This window comes from Marinobacter sp. CP1, assembly GCF_001266795.1.
GTDB lineage: Bacteria > Pseudomonadota > Gammaproteobacteria > Pseudomonadales > Oleiphilaceae > Marinobacter > Marinobacter flavimaris.
This window is the reverse complement of the sequence record NZ_CP011929.1, coordinates 1,926,226-1,947,716: the sequence shown is the minus strand read 5'-3', so window position 1 is coordinate 1,947,716 and position 21,491 is coordinate 1,926,226. Positions and strand designations below refer to the sequence as shown.

The 21,491-nt window shown below is 57.3% G+C and carries 18 protein-coding genes; 17 read left to right on the top strand and 1 reads right to left on the bottom strand.

Annotation, left to right across the window (positions count from 1 at the left end):
- Positions 1–3 precede the first annotated feature (3 nt).
- Positions 4–3,150, top strand: coding sequence for an efflux RND transporter permease subunit (locus ACP86_RS09070; RefSeq protein ID WP_053113391.1), 3,147 nt, complete (start codon positions 4–6; stop codon positions 3,148–3,150).
- 12 nt (positions 3,151–3,162) lie between these two features.
- On the opposite strand, the gene ACP86_RS09065 is transcribed toward ACP86_RS09070, so the two are convergent.
- Positions 3,163–4,428, bottom strand: coding sequence for an EAL domain-containing protein (locus ACP86_RS09065; RefSeq protein WP_053113390.1), 1,266 nt, complete (start codon positions 4,426–4,428; stop codon positions 3,163–3,165).
- Positions 4,429–4,656: 228 nt separating this feature from the next.
- On the opposite strand from ACP86_RS09065, the gene ACP86_RS09060 reads away from it, so the two are divergent.
- The 16 genes from ACP86_RS09060 (at position 4,657) to glmS (ending at position 21,413) form a co-directional block, all read left to right on the top strand.
- The gene (locus tag ACP86_RS09060) at positions 4,657–5,955 is read left to right on the top strand and encodes an MFS transporter (RefSeq protein WP_053113389.1); all 1,299 of its coding nucleotides are present in this window, start codon (positions 4,657–4,659) and stop codon (positions 5,953–5,955) included.
- A gap of 339 nt (positions 5,956–6,294) precedes the next feature.
- Positions 6,295–8,181 (top strand): tRNA uridine-5-carboxymethylaminomethyl(34) synthesis enzyme MnmG, encoded by a 1,887-nt coding sequence (gene mnmG, locus ACP86_RS09055; protein WP_008172567.1) that lies wholly within the window; start codon positions 6,295–6,297, stop codon positions 8,179–8,181.
- Between the two features lie 9 nt (positions 8,182–8,190).
- Positions 8,191–8,835, top strand: coding sequence for a 16S rRNA (guanine(527)-N(7))-methyltransferase RsmG (rsmG, locus tag ACP86_RS09050; RefSeq protein WP_008172570.1), 645 nt, complete (start codon positions 8,191–8,193; stop codon positions 8,833–8,835).
- A gap of 50 nt (positions 8,836–8,885) precedes the next feature.
- A complete protein-coding gene (locus tag ACP86_RS09045; RefSeq protein ID WP_008172572.1) occupies positions 8,886–9,680 on the top strand; it encodes a ParA family protein in 795 nt (264 codons plus the stop codon).
- Positions 9,681–9,740: 60 nt separating this feature from the next.
- The gene (locus tag ACP86_RS09040; protein ID WP_039881967.1) at positions 9,741–10,616 is read left to right on the top strand and encodes a ParB/RepB/Spo0J family partition protein; all 876 of its coding nucleotides are present in this window, start codon (positions 9,741–9,743) and stop codon (positions 10,614–10,616) included.
- Positions 10,617–10,888: 272 nt separating this feature from the next.
- On the top strand, positions 10,889–11,287 hold the full coding sequence (locus ACP86_RS09035) for a F0F1 ATP synthase subunit I (protein ID WP_008172578.1): 399 nt from the start codon (positions 10,889–10,891) through the stop codon (positions 11,285–11,287).
- A 19-nt stretch (positions 11,288–11,306) separates the two neighbouring features.
- The gene (gene atpB / locus ACP86_RS09030; protein WP_008172580.1) at positions 11,307–12,179 is read left to right on the top strand and encodes a F0F1 ATP synthase subunit A; all 873 of its coding nucleotides are present in this window, start codon (positions 11,307–11,309) and stop codon (positions 12,177–12,179) included.
- Positions 12,180–12,254: 75 nt separating this feature from the next.
- Positions 12,255–12,512 carry a F0F1 ATP synthase subunit C gene (atpE, locus tag ACP86_RS09025; protein WP_012138088.1) on the top strand — a complete coding sequence of 86 codons (258 nt, stop codon included), beginning with the start codon at positions 12,255–12,257 and terminating at the stop codon, positions 12,510–12,512.
- A 69-nt stretch (positions 12,513–12,581) separates the two neighbouring features.
- On the top strand, positions 12,582–13,052 hold the full coding sequence (locus tag ACP86_RS09020) for a F0F1 ATP synthase subunit B (RefSeq protein ID WP_008172587.1): 471 nt from the start codon (positions 12,582–12,584) through the stop codon (positions 13,050–13,052).
- 15 nt (positions 13,053–13,067) lie between these two features.
- Positions 13,068–13,604 (top strand): F0F1 ATP synthase subunit delta, encoded by a 537-nt coding sequence (locus tag ACP86_RS09015; protein ID WP_008172588.1) that lies wholly within the window; start codon positions 13,068–13,070, stop codon positions 13,602–13,604.
- A gap of 28 nt (positions 13,605–13,632) precedes the next feature.
- Positions 13,633–15,177: a F0F1 ATP synthase subunit alpha gene (gene atpA / locus ACP86_RS09010; protein WP_008172590.1), complete on the top strand. Its 1,545-nt coding sequence runs from the start codon at positions 13,633–13,635 to the stop codon at positions 15,175–15,177.
- 75 nt (positions 15,178–15,252) lie between these two features.
- Positions 15,253–16,116 carry a F0F1 ATP synthase subunit gamma gene (atpG, locus tag ACP86_RS09005; protein ID WP_008172593.1) on the top strand — a complete coding sequence of 288 codons (864 nt, stop codon included), beginning with the start codon at positions 15,253–15,255 and terminating at the stop codon, positions 16,114–16,116.
- Between the two features lie 55 nt (positions 16,117–16,171).
- Positions 16,172–17,566 carry a F0F1 ATP synthase subunit beta gene (gene atpD / locus ACP86_RS09000; RefSeq protein WP_008172594.1) on the top strand — a complete coding sequence of 465 codons (1,395 nt, stop codon included), beginning with the start codon at positions 16,172–16,174 and terminating at the stop codon, positions 17,564–17,566.
- A 47-nt stretch (positions 17,567–17,613) separates the two neighbouring features.
- A complete protein-coding gene (locus ACP86_RS08995; RefSeq protein WP_008172596.1) occupies positions 17,614–18,036 on the top strand; it encodes a F0F1 ATP synthase subunit epsilon in 423 nt (140 codons plus the stop codon).
- A gap of 149 nt (positions 18,037–18,185) precedes the next feature.
- The gene (gene glmU, locus ACP86_RS08990; RefSeq protein ID WP_053113388.1) at positions 18,186–19,550 is read left to right on the top strand and encodes a bifunctional UDP-N-acetylglucosamine diphosphorylase/glucosamine-1-phosphate N-acetyltransferase GlmU; all 1,365 of its coding nucleotides are present in this window, start codon (positions 18,186–18,188) and stop codon (positions 19,548–19,550) included.
- A gap of 30 nt (positions 19,551–19,580) precedes the next feature.
- The gene (glmS, locus tag ACP86_RS08985) at positions 19,581–21,413 is read left to right on the top strand and encodes a glutamine--fructose-6-phosphate transaminase (isomerizing) (RefSeq protein ID WP_008172600.1); all 1,833 of its coding nucleotides are present in this window, start codon (positions 19,581–19,583) and stop codon (positions 21,411–21,413) included.
- The last annotated feature ends 78 nt before the right edge of the window (positions 21,414–21,491 follow it).

The window sequence follows — 21,491 nt, the reverse complement described above, 5'->3', positions numbered from 1 at the left end:
CCGGTGGTCCTCTCTGACGTCTCCATCAAGCGGCCGGTGTTCGCTACGGTCCTCAGTCTTCTGATCGTTGTGTTCGGTCTGGCAGCCCTGATGGGCCTGCCGGTGCGCGAGTACCCGGATATTGACCCACCCGTTGTTTCCATCTCTACCGACTACACCGGCGCCGCGGCCGAGGTGGTGGATACCCAGATTACCCAGGTGATCGAAGGTGCCATCAGTGGCATTGAGGGTATTCGGTCGATCGAATCATCCACCGAGCAGGGCGAGTCCCGAACCAGTATTGAATTTACCACCGCCCGGGATGTGGATATTGCCGCCAATGATGTCCGTGATGCGGTGTCCCGGGTGGCCAACCAGCTGCCAGATGAAGCCGATCCACCGGTGGTGCGCAAGGCGGATTCCGATGCACGCCCGATGATGTGGGTGACCCTGCGCAGTGATGTCTGGGACAGTGCCGAATTGAGTGACTTTGCCGACCGGGTCCTGGCGGACAGGTTGTCGGTACTCGATGGTGTTGCCGACGTGCGTATCGGTGGCGAACGGCGCTATGCCATCCGGGTCTGGCTGGACCGCGAACGTCTTGCGGCTCGGGATATCACCGTGGCGGAAGTGGAACGGGCCCTGCGTGCCAACAACGTGGAGCTTCCGGCAGGATCGGTGGATTCGTCCACCCGGAATTTCACCGTGCGGGCCGAGGGCCGGCTGTCGAACGTGGAACAGTTCCGGGAGCTTGTGGTTCGCCGGGATGGTAATGATCTGTTGCGCCTGGGCGAGGTGGCCAATGTCCAGATGGGTGTGGAGTCGGATGTGAGCCGCCTGCGCGCCAATGGCCAGACCGCCATCGGCATGGGGATTATCCGCCAGTCCAAGGCCAACACCGTTGCGGTTTCCGATGCCGTCCGCGCCGAGCTGGAGAAGATCCGGGAGACACTGCCACCGGAAGTCACCATCGCGGAAAGCTACGACGAATCCATTTTCATTCGGGCTTCCATCAAGGAAGTGGTCACCACGCTCGCCATCGCAGTGTCTCTGGTTATCCTGGTTATCTTCCTGTTCCTGCGCTCCTGGCGGGCGACCCTCATTCCCGCGGTGACCATTCCGGTTGCGGTGATTGGTGCCTTTATCGGTCTGGGCTTCCTGGGTTTTTCCATCAACGTACTGACCCTGCTGGCGGTGATTCTTGCCATCGGCCTGGTGGTGGACGATGCCATCGTAATGCTGGAAAACATCCAGCGCCGGATTGACGAGGGTGAGCCCCCGTTGCTTGCCGCCTACCGGGGCGCGAAGCAGGTTGCCTTCGCCGTGATTGCGACCACTCTGACCCTGGTGGCGGTGTTCGTTCCCATCTCCTTCATGGGCGGCAACATTGGCCGATTGTTTGCCGAATTCGGCTTTACCCTGGCGGCGGCAGTGGTGTTTTCGAGCCTCGTGGCCCTGACCCTGGCGCCGATGCTGTGTTCCAAGTGGCTCAGGCACAGCCCCGAATCGGCAGAAGGTCATCGTCTCTGGGCCGCCAGTGAAAAGGCCCTGAATGGCCTGACCAATGGTTACCGCAGGCTGTTGGAGTTTTCCCTGAGGCAGCCGGGCTTGTTGCTGGGCCTTGGACTTGTCGGGCTGGTCATTGCCGCCGTGGTGTATCCGAAATTGCCTCAGGAGCTGGCGCCTACCGAAGACCGTGCCGTGATTATCATGCCCACCAGCGCGCCCCGTGGCTCAACGGTGGAATACACCGACCACTACGTTCGGCAGGTGGAAGAAACACTGCTCCCGTATCTGGACGAGGGGATAGCCAACCGTTTGCTTGCTATCGTCGGATTCCGCAATGAAGAGGACAATGCGTTCATGATCATGGGCCTGGTACCCTGGGAAGAGCGGGATATCAAGCAGCAGGAGGTGACCAGCGAAATCCGCAGGAAGTTGGCTGATGTGTCCGGCATCCGGACCGTGGCCGTCAATCCGGCGGGTCTGGGCCAAAGGGGTTTCAGCCAGGCGATCGAGTTCGTGGTGGCTGGTCCGGACTATGAGTCGGTTCAGGCCTGGAGCCAGGAGATCGTGGAGCGCGCCAAGGAAAACCCGAATCTCCAGAACTTGGATACTGATTTCGAGCTGACCCGGCCGGAACTTCGGGTGAACATCGACCGGGAACGGGCCGCGGATCTGGATATCACGGTAGAAGACGTGGGCCTCACCTTGCAGACCATGCTGGCTTCCCGGCAGGTAACGACTTACATCGATCGAGGCCGCGAATACGATGTAATCATTCAGGCGGAAGATGCCAACCGGGCAACGCCCGAAGACCTCGGCCAGATTTTCCTGCGGCCCCGGGAGGGCGGTAACCTGATCCCATTGCAGGCACTGGTTTCCGTGCAGGAGATCGGCGCCAACCCGGACCTCCGCCGCATCGACCGCCTGCCCGCTGTGGTGATCAGTGCATCTCTGGCGGATGGTTACGACCTGGGTTCGGCATTGACCTACCTGAACAACCTGGCTGTGGATAACCTGCCGCCGGAAGCCCGCGTCAGTTACAAGGGCCTGAGCCGGGAATTCCAGGAATCCTCGGCGGCAATCTACGTTACCTTTGCGCTGGCTTTCGTCATCGTGTTCCTGGTGTTGGCAGCCCAGTTTGAAAGCTGGATACATCCGTTGATTATCATGCTGTCGGTGCCGCTGGCGGTAACCGGGGCTCTCCTGGCGCTCTGGTGGACGGGTATCAGTCTGAACATCTACAGCCAGATCGGCATCATCATGTTGCTGGGGTTGATGGCGAAGAACGGGATATTGATCGTGGAGTTCGCCAATCAGCTCCGGGACAAGGGTTACGAGGTGCGGGAAGCGATTCTCGAAGGCGCCTGTCTGCGTTTCCGTCCGGTACTGATGACCACCATATCGACGATTTTCGGTGCCGTGCCCCTGGTGATTGCCACTGGGGCCGGAGCCGAGAGCCGGGAGTCGATTGGTATGGTCATTCTGGGCGGGCTGGTCTTCGCCACTACGCTGACCCTGTTCATCATTCCGGTGCTCTACAACCTGTTGGCCCGGTTTGCCAAGTCTTCCAATGCGGTGGAAAAAGAACTGGAACGTCAGGCGTCCGGACAGGCGGGTGGCACTGGATTGGCCGCCGCGCCACAGAAACGCGCCGACGATTTCTGACTGACCGGGTGATTACAGGGTGGCCGGGAACTCCAGCTGGCCGCCAAACATCTCATCCGGGTGTATGTCGACGCAGAAGACCTGTTGCCCCGGCAGCATTGTTGAGAGGGTGACGGTACGTTTTGCATCCGGCAGACCGACGTAGGGCCGACAGCTGCTGATGTGCTGGGGCCGTTCCAGGGCATTCCGGAAGTACTCCCGGTGGGTCCATTGAGCGCCGGCGGAATGATACAGCGGATTGAACTTTCCGCGATGAATGTCCGGATTGGCGCGGGCAAGGTTGCCTTGCTGGATGCCCTGTGGATTGAGCAGGAAGCAGCGTTTCACGCCATCCACTTCCAACAGCTTGTTGCAGGCGGTGCTGAACGGCAACTCCCGGCTCAGGGAATGGCAGGCTTCGAGAATTTCGAAACGCAGAAGGCGGAAATAACTCTCCTGATCCCGTATGTCCTGGGCTGATGACTCGCTGGAATCGGCAATGATGCGTTTTAGCGCCTGTTCGGTCAGCTCCGGCTCGTGTTGTTTCAGGTTGGACGGCCTTGCGAACAGGAAGCCCTGCAGAAGATCGGCCTCCGTTTGCAGGGCAATGTGAGCCTGGGTGTGGTTCTCGATCCCTTCCAAAAGCACGAGGCTGCCGCTTTCGCGGATCATCTTTACCAGACTCTCCAGCAGCATTCGGGCGCGACTGTTGTTCTCGGCGTTTACCAATAGGCTCCGGTCGAGTTTCACAATGAGCGGATTGATGCGCCACAGGCGCTCAAAATTGGAATCGCCCATACCGAAATCGTCGATAGCGATCTGAAAGCCGTGTGCTTTGGCCTTGAGGATGAATTCCAGAAGTGCGGTCGGGTTGTCGGACGCGGTTTCGACCAGTTCCAGAACCACTTTCTCGGGATCGATTCCGCTACGCTGGCATTGCAGAGCAAGCTTTTCCAGGGAGGCTTCCGGATGGATGCAGGTACCGGGATTGATATTCAGGAACAGCCAGACGGTCTGGGAGCTGGCCGCAAAGTTGTCCAGATGGAGCTGCAACAGGTGCCGATCCAGCTCCGGTGTCTGGTTGTTTTTTTCGGCCTGTTCGAAAAGCGTAAACGGAGAGATGCTCTCATTGTTCTTTCTGACCCGGACCAATGCCTCGTAGCCAACCAGTTTTCGATGGGTTGGGCTCAGGATAGGCTGGTAAACAGAACTGAAATCATAGTCGTCGATGATCTTTGGAGTCTTGGATATTTCGGCTCCGCGATAGATGCGCCGTGGAAGTCGGACTACGCTGCTCATGGTCAGGAACCTTTATAGTGCCAATAATCCAGCCATCCTGGCCCGATGAAAAAGTGTCTGAACAAGGAGACCAAGCGAATTTCGTACCAGACGGCTAAAAATCAAGCGTTTGAAAATGCTTAACCCCGTCAAATAAATGAACATGATTGCCGCTTTTTGCGCTATTGCACCGGATTCGGGCAAATTTTCGGTCGCAACGCCGGCAACGCACCAAAACAGGGTTTCTTGATGCCATCGAAAAGTCAGTTCCGTTTGCTTGGCCAACGCCGGTTCCTGCCGTTTTATCTGACCCAGTTCTCTGGCGCCTTCAACGACAATCTGTTCAAGAACGCGCTGCTCCTGCTGATCACCTTCAGTGCCGGCGGTTTGATGGGGTTGTCGGTGAATGTGGTGGTTAACCTGGCTGCTTTCCTCTTCATATTGCCGTTTTTCCTGTTTTCCGGTATTGCCGGCGAGATGGCGGATCGCTACGAAAAATCCCGGATTATCCGGAATGTGAAGTTGGCGGAAATTGTCATCATGGCCGTTGCCGCACTCGGACTGTGGTTCGGCTGGTACGAGTTGTTGCTGGTTCTGTTGTTCCTGATGGGTACCCAGTCCACGTTCTTCGGTCCGGTGAAATACGCGATCCTGCCCCAGGTGTTGGCGGACGATGAGCTGGTGGGCGGCAATGGCCTGGTTGGTATGGGCACGTTTGTGGCCATTCTTCTCGGCACCATAGCTGCGGGTTTGTTGATGGGGTTTGAGACTGCGGCCCGGTTAACGGCGATTGCGGTCGTCGCCATGGCGGTCCTTGGCTATCTGGCGGCGCGACAGGTTCCGGCGACGGATTCCGATGGTTCCGGTGTCAATGTCCGGTTTCGCCCGGTGCTCGAAACCTGGAAACTGATGGCTCTGGCGGCCGAGCGCCGGCAGGTGTTGCTGGCGGTGCTGACGATCTCCTGGTTCTGGTTCCTCGGAGCCGCCTATCTGACCCAGTTTCCCAATTTTGCCCGCACCAACCTCCTGGGTGACGAGACCGTGGTGACCCTGTTATTGGCCATGTTCACGATCGGCATTTCCATCGGCTCCATGATGTGCGAGCGACTCACCAAACACCGCATTACCCTGTCACCCGTGCCCTGGGGCGCCCTGGGGCTGAGCCTGTTCGGAATAGACCTGTATTTTGCGGTGCCGGATGATCCCATGGCGTCGACCTGGTGGACCCTGTTGACCGATCCTGTCTATCTGAGGGTTTTGATGGATCTGGTCGGTATCGGGATTTGCGGCGGTCTTTTCATCGTGCCTCTGTATGCCTTTATCCAGCACGAAACGCCACGGACCAAACGTGCCCGTATCATTGCTGCGCTGAATGTCATTAATGCATTGTTCATGGTGGTGAGTGCCCTGGCCGGAATTGTGGTGCTTGGTGTGTTGGAGGTAAGCATTCCGGGGTTTTTCCTCCTGCTCTCGCTCCTGAACGGGTTGGTGTTGCTGGTGGTCTGGCGGCTTCGACGAAAAACAGCCGGCAGTTCTGTGGATAATTAGTTGGACAACCTACGGAAAGCCTCTGGATTACTTTCTGTAAAATAATATAAAACAATAGCTTAGGTGTTTTTTTAGGGTGATTAATAAGTAGTCTTGCATGTGGATAACTTTCTTGAAAACTTTTCTGAGAAGAGTGATCCAAACCCATGAAAAGCCGTAGGTTTCGGTTTTCCACTATCCATTTGACGCTCGGAAAAGTCCCCTTTGAGCCCTGACCAGGCCACTGCCGCTTTCAACGTGGTTCGTCTCTGGTTAAAATTTGCACATCCTGACTGCAATTTCCCGGGTGAAGCGTTATACTCGCCGCCCGATTTTATCCCCCGATTTCCGAGGTGAGCTGTGGATTTTCCGACCCGTTTCGATGTCATTGTCATTGGTGGTGGCCATGCCGGTACCGAGGCCGCGCTGGCGGCTGCGCGCATGGGTTCCCAGACCCTGCTGCTGACCCACAACATTGAGACCCTGGGCCAGATGTCCTGCAACCCGGCCATCGGCGGTATTGGTAAAAGCCATCTGGTAAAAGAAATCGATGCGCTTGGCGGTGCCATGGCCGAGGCCACGGACAAGGCTGGCATCCAGTTCCGGGTCCTTAACAGCCGCAAGGGACCGGCCGTGCGCGCCACCCGTGCCCAGGCTGACCGTGTGCTTTACAAGGCCGCCATCCGCCATACCCTGGAAAGCCAGCCGAACCTGACACTGTTCCAGCAGGCGGCGGACGATCTGATTGTGGAAAACGACCAGGTGACCGGTGTCGTGACCCAGACCGGTATTCGCTTCAACGCCAGGACCGTGGTGCTTACCACCGGTACTTTCCTGGGCGGCGTTATTCACATTGGTATGCAGCACCATGCCGGCGGCCGTGCCGGTGATGCGCCGGCCAATGCCCTGGCACAGCGCTTGCGGGAACTGCCGTTCAACGTTGGTCGCCTTAAAACCGGCACGCCGCCTCGCATCGACGCCCGGTCTGTGGATTTCTCGGTGATGCAGGAGCAGTGGGGGGATGACCCCACCCCGGTGATGTCTTTCATCGGCAGCCGTAGCCAGCATCCGGAACAGGTATGCTGCTACGTGACCCGGACTACCGAACAGACCCACGATATTATCCGCAGCGGTTTCGACCGTTCGCCGATGTTTGCCGGCAGCATCGAAGGTGTGGGTCCCCGCTACTGCCCGTCGATCGAGGACAAGGTAAACCGCTTTGCTGACAAGGATTCGCACCAGATCTTTGTGGAGCCGGAAGGCCTGACCACCAACGAGCTCTACCCGAACGGGATTTCCACCAGCCTGCCGTTTGATATCCAGTTGGCGGCGGTGCGTTCGATTCCCGGGTTTGAAAATGCCCATATCACCCGGCCGGGTTACGCCATCGAATACGACTACCTGAATCCGCAGGACCTGCGCCATACCCTGGAAACCAAGTTTATCCAGGGCCTGTATTTTGCCGGCCAGATCAACGGCACAACCGGCTATGAAGAAGCGGGCGCTCAAGGGCTGCTGGCCGGGATCAACGCTGCCCTGCGGTCGCAGGAAAAAGACGAGTGGTACCCGCGCCGGGACGAGGCTTACCTGGGTGTGCTGGTGGATGACCTGATCACCATGGGCACGTCCGAGCCCTATCGCATGTTTACCAGCCGCGCCGAGTATCGCCTGATCCTGCGCGAGGACAACGCCGATCTGCGTCTGACCGAAACCGGTCGCAAGCTCGGCCTGGTTAATGATGAGCGCTGGCAGAAGTTCAATGACAAGCGCGAGGCGATCGCCACCGAGCGTAGCCGCCTCGAGGCCACCCGGATTCACCCGAATACCGAGGCCGGTGAGCGCGCCAACGGCTTTCTCAAGCAGCCGATGACCCGTGATCAGTCCCTGGCAGAGCTGCTGCGCCGGCCCGAGATTGTCTACAGCCACATTGCCGAGATCGGTGCCGAGAAAGCGGAAGATCCGGTGGTCGCGGATCAGGTGGAAATCGAGATCAAGTACGAGGGTTATATTTCCCGTCAGACGGACGAGATTGAGCGGCTCCGTAAAAACGAGAACACCGCCCTGCCGGTGGATCTGGATTATGACGTCATCGGCGGCCTGTCCAACGAGATCAAGCAGAAGCTCAAGACCGTGCGGCCGGAAACCGTGGCTCAGGCCTCACGTATCCAGGGTGTGACCCCGGCGGCGGTGAGCCAGATCCTGGTGCACCTGAAAAAGCGCGACCTGCTGCGCAAACAGTCGGCCTGATTCGCGCCCATGACCAAGTCACTCTGGCACGGCCAGCTCCGGGATGGACTGGCCACGATGGGCCTGTCCCTGGATGAGGATCGGCAGGAAAAGCTGCTGGCTTTTCTGGGCCTGCTTAACAAGTGGAACCGGGCTTACAACCTCACGGCTGTGCGTGATGAGCGTGTGATGGTGTCCCGGCAACTGCTCGACAGCCTGAGCATTCTGCCGTGGGTAACGACGGACCATCTTCTGGATGTGGGCGCCGGCGGCGGCCTGCCCGGTATTCCCCTGGCGATCGCCCTGCCCGAAAAACGCTTTACCCTGCTCGACAGCAACGGCAAGAAGACCCGCTTTCTCAACCAGTGTGTGCTGGAGCTCGGCCTGAAAAATGTCGAGGTTGTTCACGGGCGCGCGGAAGATTGCAATCCTCCGGAACCCTTCAGCCAGATCAGCAGCCGAGCCTTTACTGCGCTCGAGAATCTGGTGAGCTGGTGCGGTGATCTGTTGGCAAATGAGGGTGAGTTCCTTGCCATGAAAGGTCAGTTTCCGGATGATGAAGTGTCTGCCCTTCCGGCTGGCTGGCAGGTAACATCCAGCCATTCCCTGGACGTACCGGGCGCCGATGGCGACCGCCACCTGCTGGTGATCGCCCGGACCGTGAATTCCCGGTAGTTTGGCAGTCCAATTTCTGAACCGGTAACCCATAAACAAGGAGGCAGGACATGGCGCGCGTGATTGCAGTGACCAATCAGAAAGGCGGCGTGGGCAAAACCACCACCTGCGTCAACCTTGCTGCCTCCCTGGCCGCCACCAAGCGTCGGGTGCTGCTGGTGGATATGGATCCCCAGGGCAACGCCACCATGGGCAGTGGTGTGGATAAAAACGCCCTGGAACTGTCTGGCTACGACATGCTGACCAAGCGCGCCAGTGCCGCCGAGGTGATCATTCCCGCCGAGGCTTCCGGCTTCGATATCCTTCCGGCCAACGGTGACCTGACGGCGGCCGAAGTGGAACTGATGAACGAAATTGGTCGCGAACACCGCCTGAGACTGGCGTTGAACACCGTTCGTGATAATTACGATTACATCCTCATCGATTGTCCACCATCGCTCAGCCTGTTGACGGTGAATGCCCTCTCGGCGGCAGACTCTGTGCTGATTCCCATGCAGTGCGAGTACTACGCCCTTGAGGGGTTAGCGGCGCTGATGAACACCGTTGAGCAGATTCAGGAAACGGTCAATCCGAATCTGCAGGTAGAAGGCATTCTGCGTACCATGTACGACCCTCGCAACAGCCTTACCCTGGACGTTTCCGGCCAGCTGAGCGAGTACTTTGGCGACAAGGTGTATCGTGCAGTGATTCCCCGCAATGTCCGTCTGGCCGAGGCCCCCAGCTATGGGGTTCCGGCCCTGAAATACGACCGCGCCTCCAAGGGTGCGATCGCCTACCTGGCCCTGGCCGGCGAAATGGTACGCCGCCACGGTTCAAAAAAGACATCCGCGCCGGTTGCGGTGTAACATACCGCCCTGTCACTCACTTAAGCACAACGATATTCAACGGGAAGAATGACTGACACCATGGCGGCGAAGAAACGAGGTTTGGGTGAACGTGGACTGGGCGCCCTGCTGGCGGGCTCCAAGGTCAATCTTGACCAGGAGCTGAAAGACCACGACGGTGAGCTCCGCGAAGTTCCCATTGATCTGATCCAGCGCGGCCGGTACCAGCCCCGGCGCGACATGGATCCCGCCGCCCTGCAGGAACTGGCAGATTCCATCCGCCAACAAGGCGTGATGCAGCCGGTGGTGGTTCGTCCCATCGCTGAAGGCCGTTACGAGCTGATCGCCGGTGAGCGCCGCTGGCGGGCCACCCAGATGGCCGGCCTGGACAGCATCCCTGCCATCATCCGGGATGTCCCCGATGAAGCCGCCATCGCCATGGCGCTGATCGAGAACATCCAGCGTGAGAACCTCAATCCCATTGAAGAAGCTTTCGCTCTTCAGCGCCTGCAGGACGAGTTTGGCCTGACCCAGGCCCAGGTGGCCGAAGCCGTGGGCAAATCCCGTACGACTATTACCAACCTGCTTCGACTGATCGGTTTGTCCGAAGACGTTCGTATTATGCTCGAGCATGGCGATCTGGAAATGGGCCATGGCCGGGCAATGCTGACCCTGGCGCCGGAACTGCAGATGCAGGTGGCCAAACAGGTGGTGGCCAAATCCCTGTCGGTTCGCCAGACTGAAGCCCTCGTACGACGGGTGCAACAGGAAACACCGGACAGCAAATCCCGGAAAAAGGGAGTGGTGGACCCCAACATTCGCGCGCTCCAGGATGACCTGGCGGAGCGATTGGGTGCACGAGTGTCCATCGATCATGGCCAGCGTGGCAAAGGCAAGCTGGTGATCGAGTACAGTTCCCTCGACGAACTCGACGGCATCCTGGGCCACATCAAATAAAATCGTCGGGGTTTTGTGGGTCGTCCGACCCCCCTACGAAAGTTCGTATCTGGTTACGTACACAACATGTAGTGGTGAAAAACTGAACGGCCGTCTATTTGTGACGAAAATTGCCAAAACCCAGTTATTACGCCGCTTTTGACGGATCAGCCGGTTCCCGGTTTTGTTGATTCGTGCACATTGAACACATATAATCTGCGGCGCTCGTGTCGGTGTATTTGCTTACTTTTTAAACGACATCGACCGAAAAGCACCGTACTTCCGGAACGAACATGACGAAGGCAGCTTCAGGCGGCATTGGCCGTCCACCCATCGCACGATGGTTTGTTATAGAGAGTGTGGTACTTGTCTTCGTCAGCCTGGCGTTTCTCTTGCGAGGCGAGGTTTCCGGTTATTCAGCGCTGCTGGGTGGACTTATCTTTCTGATCCCCCATGGTTATTTTGCGCTCAAGGCATTCCGCTACGCCGGCGCGCGGTCTGCCAAGAAGATCATGACGTCTTTTTATCAGGGTGAGGCCGGCAAGCTCATCCTGTGCGCCATCCTCTTCACGATGGTGTTCAAATGGATTCAGCCGCTTGATATTGCGGCACTTTTTTTAACATTTGCGATCATGCTGGTCACCAACTGGTTGACACCGCTTCTGGCGGGCAGCAATACGCAGCAAAGCTAACTGGACCTGGGAAACCGTTATGGCAGGAAGTGCATCCGAATATATCCAGCATCACCTCCAGAACCTCACCTACGGTAAACTTCCGGCAGGCTATGAGCGTGCCGACGGTACCGTACTTCAAGATGCAACCTGGACGCTGGCTCACACCGGCAGGGAAGCATCCGACATGGGCTTCTGGGCTCTGCACATCGATTCACTGGGCTGGGCAGTCGCCCTCGGTGCCCTGTTCCTGTTTATTTTCCGCTTGGCCGCCAAGCGCGCCACCTCAGACCAGCCCGGCGGGCTCCAGAACTTTGTTGAAGTGATGGTTGAGTTTGTCGATCAGAGCGTCAAGGAAACCTTCCACGGCAAGAACAAGGTGATTGCGCCGCTATCGCTGACCATCTTCTGCTGGGTATTCCTGATGAACCTGATGGACCTGGTGCCGGTAGACTTCCTGCCCCAGCTGTTCCACCTGATGGGTCTGGAATACATGAAGGTCGTTCCGACTACGGATGTAAACGTAACTCTGGGTATGTCCCTGTCCGTATTCGCTCTGATCATCTATTACAGCCTGAAAGTGAAGGGCGTGGGTGGCTTCGTTGGTGAGCTGACCCTGCACCCCTTCTCTTCAGACAACCTGTTCCTGAAGATTTTGCTTGTCCCGATCAACTTCCTGCTGGAAGGCGTGAGCCTGATCGCCAAGCCGATCTCACTGGCGCTGCGTCTGTTCGGTAACCTGTACGCAGGCGAGCTGATCTTTATCCTGATTGCACTGCTGCCGTTCTGGGCACAGTGGGCACTGTCTGTACCCTGGGCGATTTTCCACATTCTGGTTATCACCCTGCAGGCATTCATCTTTATGATGTTGACGATCGTGTACCTGAGCATGGCTCACGAAGACAGTCACTGATCGGACACCATTAAGCCGTAGTTCTAAACCCTAAACCCTTAAACTGAAAAACCTAACTGAAAACTGGGAGTTATCATGGAAACTGTAGTTGGAATGACCGCTATTGCCGTTGCACTGCTGATTGGCCTGGGTGCCCTGGGTACTGCGATTGGCTTTGGTATCCTCGGTGGCAAGTTCCTGGAAGGCGCTGCGCGTCAGCCGGAAATGACCCCGATGCTGCAGGTTAAAATGTTCATCGTTGCAGGTCTGCTGGACGCCGTAACCATGATCGGTGTTGGTATCGCACTGTTCTTCACTTTCGCCAACCCGTTTGTCGGCCAGATCGCCGGTTAATCGAGTCGCCAGAGCCGGGGTTTTGCCCCGGTCAGATGATTCTTAACAAAACAGGCGAGAGGTGAAGACGTGAACATTAATTTGACGATGATTGGTCAAGCCATCGCGTTCTTTATCTTTGTCGTCTTCTGCATGAAGTACGTGTGGCCGCCAATCATGGCCGCACTGCAGGAGCGTCAAAAGAAGATCGCTGACGGACTGGCTGCCTCAGACCGCGCTGCGCGCGATCTGGAACTGGCTCAGGAAAAGTCAGCTCAGGAACTGCGTGAAGCCAAGCAGCAAGCTGCTGGTCTGATTGAACAGGCCAACAAGCGCGCGGCCCAGATTGTGGAAGCATCCAAGGATGACGCCCGCAAGGAAGGCCAGAAGCTGATTGAGCAGGCCAAGGCCGAAATTGAACAGGAGCGGAATCAGGCTCGTGACGCTTTGCGTGCAGAAATTGCCAGCATTGCCGTTGCCGGTGCCGAGAAGATCCTGGAAACCTCTGTCGATGCCTCCAAGCACAACGAGATGTTGGAAAAACTGGCGGCAGAACTTTAAACGACGAGGTTCATCATGGCAGAACTGAGAACGCTGGCCCGTCCCTACGCAAAGGCAGCATTTAGTGCCGCTCAGGAGCATGAACAGCTGGCTGAGTGGTCCAAGGTGCTGACGATCGCCGGGCAGGTCACCGCGAACAAAGACATTCGACAGCTTCTCGCGAATCCGGGTCTGGAAGAGCAGAAGAAGGCTGAACTGATTCTGGAGGTCGCTGAAGATGGCGTCACCGATCAGGTCCGCAACTTTTTCGCTGTACTGGCTGAAAACCGCCGGCTGACTCTTCTTCCTGAGATTGCAGCGCTCTTCAACACGTACCGGGCTGATCTGGAGCGCACTGTTGATATCGAAGTTACCGCGGCTTTCGAGCTGACGGACGAACAGCAACAGAAGCTCGCCCAGGCACTTTCGAAGAAACTCGAGCGGCAAGTGTCACTCGCAGCGTCATTGGACAAGTCTCTGATTGGCGGCGTGATTATTCGCACCGGCGATCTGGTCATTGACGCATCTGTACGCGGAAAGCTGACCAAGCTGGCCGACGCTCTGGGCTCCTGATTTCAGCACAAGGTTTGAGGATATTGGCATGCAGCAACTGAATCCATCCGAGATCAGTGACATCATCAAGAAGAGAATCGAGAAACTCGACATCTCTTCCGAAGCAAAGAACGAAGGTACGATCCTGTCGGTATCCGACGGTATCGTGCTGATCCACGGTCTGGCCGACGTTATGTACGGCGAGATGATTGAATTTGCCAACGGCACGTTCGGCATGGCTCTGAACCTGGAGCGTGATTCCGTTGGTGCGGTTGTGCTGGGTGACTACGAAGATCTGGCTGAAGGCCAGAAAGTTCGTTGCACCGGCCGCATCCTGGAAGTACCGGTTGGTCCGGAACTGATGGGCCGTGTGGTCGACGCTCTGGGTAACCCCATCGACGGCAAGGGCGACCTCGGTACCGACCTGACCTCTCCGGTCGAAAAGGTTGCACCGGGTGTTATCGCTCGTCAGTCCGTTGATGAGCCGGTTCAGACTGGTCTGAAGGCAATCGACACCATGGTGCCGATCGGTCGCGGCCAGCGTGAGCTGATCATCGGTGACCGTCAGATCGGTAAGACCGCTGTCGCCATCGACGCGATCATTAACCAGAAAGACACCGGCATCAAGTGTATCTACGTTGCCGTCGGTCAGAAGCAGTCTTCCATTGCCGCCGTTGTGCGCAAGCTGGAAGAGCACGGTGCCATGGATCACACCATCGTGGTTGCCGCCGGTGCCGCCGATCCTGCAGCGATGCAGTTCCTGGCTCCGTACTCCGGTACCTCCATGGGTGAATACTTCCGTGACCGTGGTGAAGACGCCCTGATCATCTATGATGATCTGTCCAAGCAGGCTGTGGCTTACCGCCAGATCTCCCTGCTGCTGCGTCGTCCGCCAGGCCGTGAAGCATACCCGGGTGACGTATTCTACCTGCACTCCCGTCTGCTGGAGCGTGCGTCCCGTGTTAACGCTGATTACGTTGAGCAGCTGACCAACGGTGAAGTGAAAGGCCAGACCGGTTCCCTGACCGCTCTGCCGATCATTGAAACCCAGGCTGGTGACGTATCCGCGTTCGTACCGACCAACGTAATCTCCATTACCGACGGTCAGATCTTCCTGGAAACCAACCTGTTTAACTCCGGTATCCGTCCGGCGATGAACGCCGGTATCTCCGTATCCCGGGTAGGTGGTTCGGCCCAGACCAAGATCATGAAGAAGCTCGGCGGTAACATCCGTCTGGCTCTGGCCCAGTATCGTGAACTGGCCGCTTTCGCACAGTTTGCTTCCGACCTCGACGAAGCAACCCGTCAGCAGCTTGAGCACGGTCAGCGTGTAACGGAACTCATGAAGCAGAACCAGTACAGCCCGATGTCTGTGGCTGAAATGGGTACGGTTCTGTTCGCAGCCAACGAAGGCTTCCTGGACGACGTTGATGTCGACAAGGTAGTGAAGTTTGAAGCGCAGATGCTCGACTGGATGCGCTCCGAGCAGAAAGACCTCCTCGACAAGATCAACGAGAAAGGCGATTACAACGACGAAATCGCTGCCGGCCTCAAAGCTGCACTTGAGAAATTCAAGACCACTCAGAGCTGGTAAGAAAACGGGCCTGCGGCAATTGTCGCGGGCCGCTTTTCGTAGCAACGAGTGTCTAACTTGAGAAGGCAGTGAGTTATGGCCGTCGGCAAAGAAATACGTAACCAGATTTCAAGCATCAAGAGCACGCAGAAAATCACCAGCGCCATGGAAATGGTGGCTGCGAGTAAAATGCGTAAGGCTCAGGAACGCATGCAGGCAACTCGCCCGTATGCCGACAAGATGCGTCAGGTGATCGGGCACATTGCCAAGGCGAATGCTCAGTACAAGCACCCGTTCATGGTCGAGCGCGAGGTAAAGCGCGTGGGCTATATCGTGGTGTCAACTGATCGTGGCCTCTGTGGTGGTCTGAACATCAACCTGTTCAAAGCGCTTGTCCGTGAAATGAAAGCGTGGAAAGAAAAAGGAGTGGAAACCGATCTGTGCGCCATCGGGCAGAAAGGGGCTTCCTTTTTCCGGAGCTACGGCGGCAATGTCGTCGCGGCGCTGACCCATCTGGGGGACAGCCCGAGCTCTGAAAAACTCATCGGCAACGTCAAGGTTATGCTGGATGCGTTCTCGGAAGGCAAGATCGACCGTCTTTATGTGGTCAGCAACGAGTTCGTCAACACCATGACCCAAAGCCCGAAGGTCGAGCAGCTTCTGCCCCTGCCTGAGAGCGAAGACGAAGAAGAGATCAAGAACCAGTGGGATTATCTCTACGAGCCCGATGCCAGGCAGATCCTCGATGGCCTTCTGCCACGTTTTATTGAATCCCAGGTGTACCAGGGTGTGGTAGAAAATCTGGCATGTGAACAGGCAGCCCGGATGATCGCCATGAAGAGCGCAACTGATAACGCCGGTAGCATTATCGACGAGCTTCAGCTGGCTTATAACAAGGCGCGTCAGGCAGCCATTACCCAAGAGATATCGGAGATTGTGAGCGGCGCCGCTTCGGTCTGATCCGACCCACAATCCAACTGGTTTTATTGACTATCAAGATAACGAGGAACCGAGCATGAGTAGCGGACAAATCGTTCAGATCATTGGCGCGGTTATCGACGTGGAATTCCCACGTGACTCCGTACCCAAAGTATATGACGCACTGCTGCTTGAAGGTGGCGAAACAACTCTGGAAGTCCAGCAGCAGCTGGGTGACGGCATTGTTCGTACCATCGCCATGGGCAGCACCGAAGGCCTGAAGCGTGGCCTGAAAGCAGAAAACACCGGCAACCCGATTTCGGTACCGGTTGGTACCCAGACTCTGGGCCGTATCATGGATGTTCTGGGTCGTCCTATCGACGAAGCCGGCGAGATCGGCGAAGAAGAGCGTTGGGCGATTCACCGTAAGGCACCGGGCTATGCCGATCAGGCAGCGTCTGCGGACCTGCTGGAAACCGGCATCAAGGTTATCGACCTGATCTGCCCGTTCGCCAAGGGTGGTAAGGTTGGCCTGTTCGGTGGTGCCGGTGTTGGTAAAACCGTAAACATGATGGAGCTGATCAACAACATCGCGAAAGAGCACTCCGGTCTCTCCGTATTCGCAGGTGTTGGTGAGCGGACCCGGGAAGGTAACGACTTCTACTACGAAATGAAGGAGTCCAACGTTCTCGATAAGGTTGCCATGGTTTACGGCCAGATGAATGAGCCCCCCGGAAACCGTCTGCGTGTGGCCCTGACCGGTCTCACCATGGCCGAGAAGTTCCGGGACGAAGGTCGTGACGTACTGTTGTTCGTCGACAACATCTACCGTTACACCCTGGCAGGTACCGAAGTATCCGCACTGCTCGGCCGTATGCCGTCTGCGGTAGGTTACCAGCCGACTCTGGCTGAAGAGATGGGTCAGCTGCAGGAGCGTATTACCTCCACCAAGAACGGTTCCATCACGTCCATCCAGGCGGTATACGTACCGGCGGATGACTTGACTGACCCGTCGCCTGCAACCACCTTCTCGCACCTGGATGCTACCGTTGTACTGAGCCGTGACATCGCTTCCAAGGGTATCTACCCGGCGATCGATCCGCTGGATTCCACCTCTCGTCAGCTGGATCCGCTGATCATCGGTCAGGAGCATTACGAAGTGGCCCGTGGCGTGCAGACCAACCTGCAGCGCTACAAGGAGCTGAAAGACATCATCGCCATCCTGGGTATGGATGAACTGTCAGAAGAAGACAAGCTGACTGTAGCCCGTGCCCGTAAGATCGAGCGTTTTCTGTCCCAGCCGTTCCACGTTGCTGAAGTATTCACCGGTTCCCCCGGTAAGTACGTTTCCCTCAAGGAAACCATCAGCAGCTTTAAGGGCATCCTGAATGGCGACTATGATGAACTGCCCGAGCAGGCGTTCTACATGGTTGGTACCATTGAGGAAGCGGTCGAGAAAGCGAAGGAAATGAAGAGCAAGGCAAAGAGCTAATCTGAGCCGACGCATTTGTTTCCGGATCGATCAAAGAGGCAACTGACATGGGTATGACCGTGCATTGTGATGTGGTAAGTGCCGAAACAAAGATCTATTCCGGATTGGTGGAAATGCTGATCGCAGCGGGCTCTGAAGGTGACCTGGGTATTGCCCCGGGTCACACCCCACTGCTGACCCAGCTGAAGCCGGGCCCTATTCGGATTATCAAGCAGGGCGGTGAGGAAGAAATTCTTTACGTGTCCGGCGGGTATCTGGAAGTCCAGCCCAATCTGGTGACTTTGTTGGCGGATACCGCTGTTCGTGCAAAGGATGTGGACGAAGCAGCCGCGCTCGAAGCTCAGAAAGAAGCCGAGAAAGCACTTGCCAACAAGACTGGTGAATTCGAGTACTCCCGTGCCGCTGCAGAGCTGGCCGAGGCTGTTGCCCAGCTTCGTACCATCCAGCAGCTGCGTAACAAAATGCGCTAAGCATTTCCGTTTCGGGTTTGCCGAACACCGAAGCCGCATCCTGAGCGGCTGGAAGACCAACGTGTTGCGTTGGCCGTCCGGCCCTGAAGGGTGCGGTTTTTTTATTTTCAGCATTCAGAGAGTAAACACTCCGGGAGCCTGACTTTTCCATGAGCCCGCTACACGTCGTCATTCTGGCCGCTGGCCAGGGTTCCAGAATGAAATCCGCACTGCCAAAGGTGCTGCATCCGATTGCCGGCCGCCCTATGCTTCATCACGTGATCGACACCGCCAAACAGCTTGGCGCCGAGAGGATCCATACGGTCATAGGTCATGGTGCTGACAAGGTTCGGGAAACCACCGATGAGGCCTCGGTAAACTGGGTCACCCAGAGTGAGCAGTTGGGTACCGGCCATGCTGTGGCTCAGGCCCTGCCGGATCTTCCCGATGACGCCCGTGTTCTTGTGCTTTACGGCGATGTGCCTCTGACTCGTCATGAGACGCTCGACGGATTGGTTGGGACACTTGATGACCACACCCTGGGTTTGTTGACCGTCACCATGGACAATCCCCAGGGATACGGACGGATTGTCCGGAGTGCTGATGGCGACGTGCAGTCGATCGTCGAGCAGAAAGACGCCTCTCCCGAGCAGCAGCAGATCCGCGAAGTGAACACCGGGATACTGGCGGTGTCGGCGAAACACCTGAAAACCTGGTTGCCGACGCTCTCCAACAGCAACGCCCAGGGCGAATATTATCTGACCGACATCATTGCCATGGCGGTGGAACAGGGTCTCCGTATTGCGGTGTCCCAGCCGGAGAATCCCTATGAAGTCCAGGGAGTCAACAATCGCCTGCAACTGGCTGAACTGGAACGCTGGTTCCAGCGCCAGCAGGCTGACCGGCTGATGACAGAAGGAGCGACACTCGCGGACCCCTCCCGGATAGATGTCCGTGGCGAGCTGAGTATCGGCAATGACCTCTGGATTGATGTGAACGTGGTATTCGAGGGCAAGGTCAGCCTTGGCAGTAATGTATCCATTGGCCCCGGTTGCGTCATCAAGGACGCCACCATTGCAGATGGCGCGGAGATCAAGGCCAACAGCGTGATTGAAGGGGCCGTAATTGGCGCCAGCGCCCAAATCGGGCCGTTTGCACGTATCCGGCCGGGCACGGAACTGGCGGCCAACACCAAAGTGGGCAACTTCGTGGAAACCAAAAAGGCCATTGTGGGTGAGGGCAGCAAGATCAACCATCTCAGCTATGTGGGTGATGCCTCACTGGGCCGTAATGTGAATGTGGGTGCAGGAACCATCACCTGTAATTATGATGGTGTGAACAAGTACCGGACGGTGCTCGGCGACGGGGTCTTTGTCGGCTCCAATACAGCCCTGGTTGCGCCGGTTACCGTTGCGGCCGATGCCACCATCGGTGCCGGGTCCACCATCACCCGTGATGTAGCCGACCACGAACTGGCCGTCGCAAGGGGCCGGCAGCGCAATATCGCCGGTTGGGAAAAGCCGAAGAAACACTGATACAAACGATCAACAGACAGGTAGAACAGCATGTGTGGAATTGTAGGCGCCGTTTCGGAAAGGGACGTTCAGGGTATCCTTCTTGAGGGTCTGCGCCGTCTGGAATACCGGGGATATGATTCGGCCGGTATGGCTGTAATCGGTGGCGACCACAGTGTCCAGCGCGCTCGGGAAGTGGGTAAAGTTGCCGCACTCAGCGATGCCATGGAAGCAAACCCTCTCGCGGGCCACCTGGGCATTGCCCATACCCGCTGGGCAACCCATGGCGAGCCCTCTCAGATCAACGCCCATCCGCACATGTCCGGCGACCGGCTGGCTATTGTCCACAACGGGATCATCGAAAACTATCAGGAGCTGCGTGAAGAATTGCGGGCTGACGGTTTCGAGTTTACGTCCCAGACCGATACCGAAGTCGTCGCGCACCTGATTGAGAAACACTACCGCACACTGGGTAATCTCCATGATTCCGTGCGTTCGGCGATCGCCCGTTTGCGTGGAGCCTATGCCCTGGCGGTGGTACACGCCGACGAACCGGAGCACCTCGTGGTATGCCGTGAGGGCAGCCCCCTGGTCATTGGTGTGGGTATTGGCGAAAACTTCATCGCGTCTGACCAGCTGGCGCTGCTGCCAGTGACCGACCGGTTCATGTTCCTGGAAGAAGGCGATATCGCCGATATCCGAAAGGACGCCATTGCCATACTCGATCGCGATGGCAGCCCCGTCGAGCGGGAGGTAACCCGCTTTGAGCACGGCACCGACTCGGCGGATAAGGGCGAGTACCGTCACTTCATGCTCAAGGAAATCTACGAGCAGCCGAAAGTGATCAAGGCCACGATGGAAGGTCGGGTTACCAAGACGCGGGTGCTGGAGCAGGCCTTGGGTACTGAGGCCGCCAACCTCTTGGAGAACGTTCGCCACGTCCAGATCATTGCCTGCGGCACCAGTTACCATGCCGGTATGGTGGCCCGTTACTGGATTGAGGAACTGGCGGGCGTTGCCTGTTCCGTGGAGGTGGCTTCCGAATTCCGCTATCGCAAACACGTGATCCAGCAGGACACCCTGTTCCTCTGTATTTCCCAGTCCGGCGAAACCGCCGATACCCTGGCGGCCCTGCGTCAGGCGAAAAAAGCAGGTTTCCGGGCAGCATTGGCCATCTGTAACGTGCCGGGCAGCTCCCTGGTTCGCGAATCCGACCTGGTGATCATGACCCAGGCGGGACCGGAAATCGGCGTGGCCTCTACCAAGGCGTTCACCACCCAGCTCACGGCTTTGCTGATCTTTACCCTGGCCCTGGCCCGTCATAATGGGCTGCCCGAGGAGCAGGAAGCTGAAATCGTCGAGGCTCTTCACCTCGTGCCTGGCCAAGTCAGCGATGTGCTGGCCCTGGATGGCGAGATCGCCGAGATGTCCAAGGCATTCATGGATAAGAACCACAGCCTGTTCCTGGGGCGCGGTTCCCAGTTCCCGGTGGCTCTTGAAGGTGCCCTCAAGCTCAAGGAAATCTCCTACATCCACGCCGAGGCCTATCCTGCCGGCGAGCTCAAGCACGGCCCCCTGGCCCTGGTCGACAGCGAAATGCCAGTGGTCACTGTCGCTCCCAACAATGACCTGGTTGAGAAGCTGAAATCCAACCTGGAAGAGGTCCGGGCCCGCGGCGGTGAACTGTTTGTCTTTGCTGATAAAAAGGCCGACGTCAAAGCGGAAGAGGGCCTGCACGTGATGCAGATTCCGTCAGTGCATCCGATTACCGCGCCGATCGTGTACACCGTGCCACTGCAGCTGCTGTCCTACCATGTGGCTGTGTTGAAGGGTACCGATGTGGACCAGCCGCGGAACCTGGCCAAGAGCGTCACTGTAGAATAGCCCCGCAGGCCAGCAAGGCCTTGATGTCAGAGGACATTAAAGTTTGATAAATAACATTAAAGTTTGACTATTTACATT

Excerpts from the sequence above, each read along its gene's own strand:
- ACP86_RS09035 (WP_008172578.1), top strand. The coding sequence starts at position 10,889 with ATGACGAAGGCAGCTTCAGGCGGCATTGGCCGTCCACCCATCGCACGA.
- ACP86_RS09060 (WP_053113389.1), top strand. The coding sequence starts at position 4,657 with ATGCCATCGAAAAGTCAGTTCCGTTTGCTTGGCCAACGCCGGTTCCTG.
- atpA (WP_008172590.1), top strand. The coding sequence starts at position 13,633 with ATGCAGCAACTGAATCCATCCGAGATCAGTGACATCATCAAGAAGAGA.
- glmU (WP_053113388.1), top strand. The coding sequence starts at position 18,186 with ATGAGCCCGCTACACGTCGTCATTCTGGCCGCTGGCCAGGGTTCCAGA.
- atpB (WP_008172580.1), top strand. The coding sequence starts at position 11,307 with ATGGCAGGAAGTGCATCCGAATATATCCAGCATCACCTCCAGAACCTC.
- atpG (WP_008172593.1), top strand. The coding sequence starts at position 15,253 with ATGGCCGTCGGCAAAGAAATACGTAACCAGATTTCAAGCATCAAGAGC.
- ACP86_RS09065 (WP_053113390.1), bottom strand. The coding sequence starts at position 4,428 with ATGAGCAGCGTAGTCCGACTTCCACGGCGCATCTATCGCGGAGCCGAA.
- ACP86_RS09045 (WP_008172572.1), top strand. The coding sequence starts at position 8,886 with ATGGCGCGCGTGATTGCAGTGACCAATCAGAAAGGCGGCGTGGGCAAA.
- glmS (WP_008172600.1), top strand. The coding sequence starts at position 19,581 with ATGTGTGGAATTGTAGGCGCCGTTTCGGAAAGGGACGTTCAGGGTATC.
- ACP86_RS09040 (WP_039881967.1), top strand. The coding sequence starts at position 9,741 with ATGGCGGCGAAGAAACGAGGTTTGGGTGAACGTGGACTGGGCGCCCTG.
- rsmG (WP_008172570.1), top strand. The coding sequence starts at position 8,191 with ATGACCAAGTCACTCTGGCACGGCCAGCTCCGGGATGGACTGGCCACG.
- atpD (WP_008172594.1), top strand. The coding sequence starts at position 16,172 with ATGAGTAGCGGACAAATCGTTCAGATCATTGGCGCGGTTATCGACGTG.
- ACP86_RS09015 (WP_008172588.1), top strand. The coding sequence starts at position 13,068 with ATGGCAGAACTGAGAACGCTGGCCCGTCCCTACGCAAAGGCAGCATTT.
- atpE (WP_012138088.1), top strand. The coding sequence starts at position 12,255 with ATGGAAACTGTAGTTGGAATGACCGCTATTGCCGTTGCACTGCTGATT.
- ACP86_RS08995 (WP_008172596.1), top strand. The coding sequence starts at position 17,614 with ATGGGTATGACCGTGCATTGTGATGTGGTAAGTGCCGAAACAAAGATC.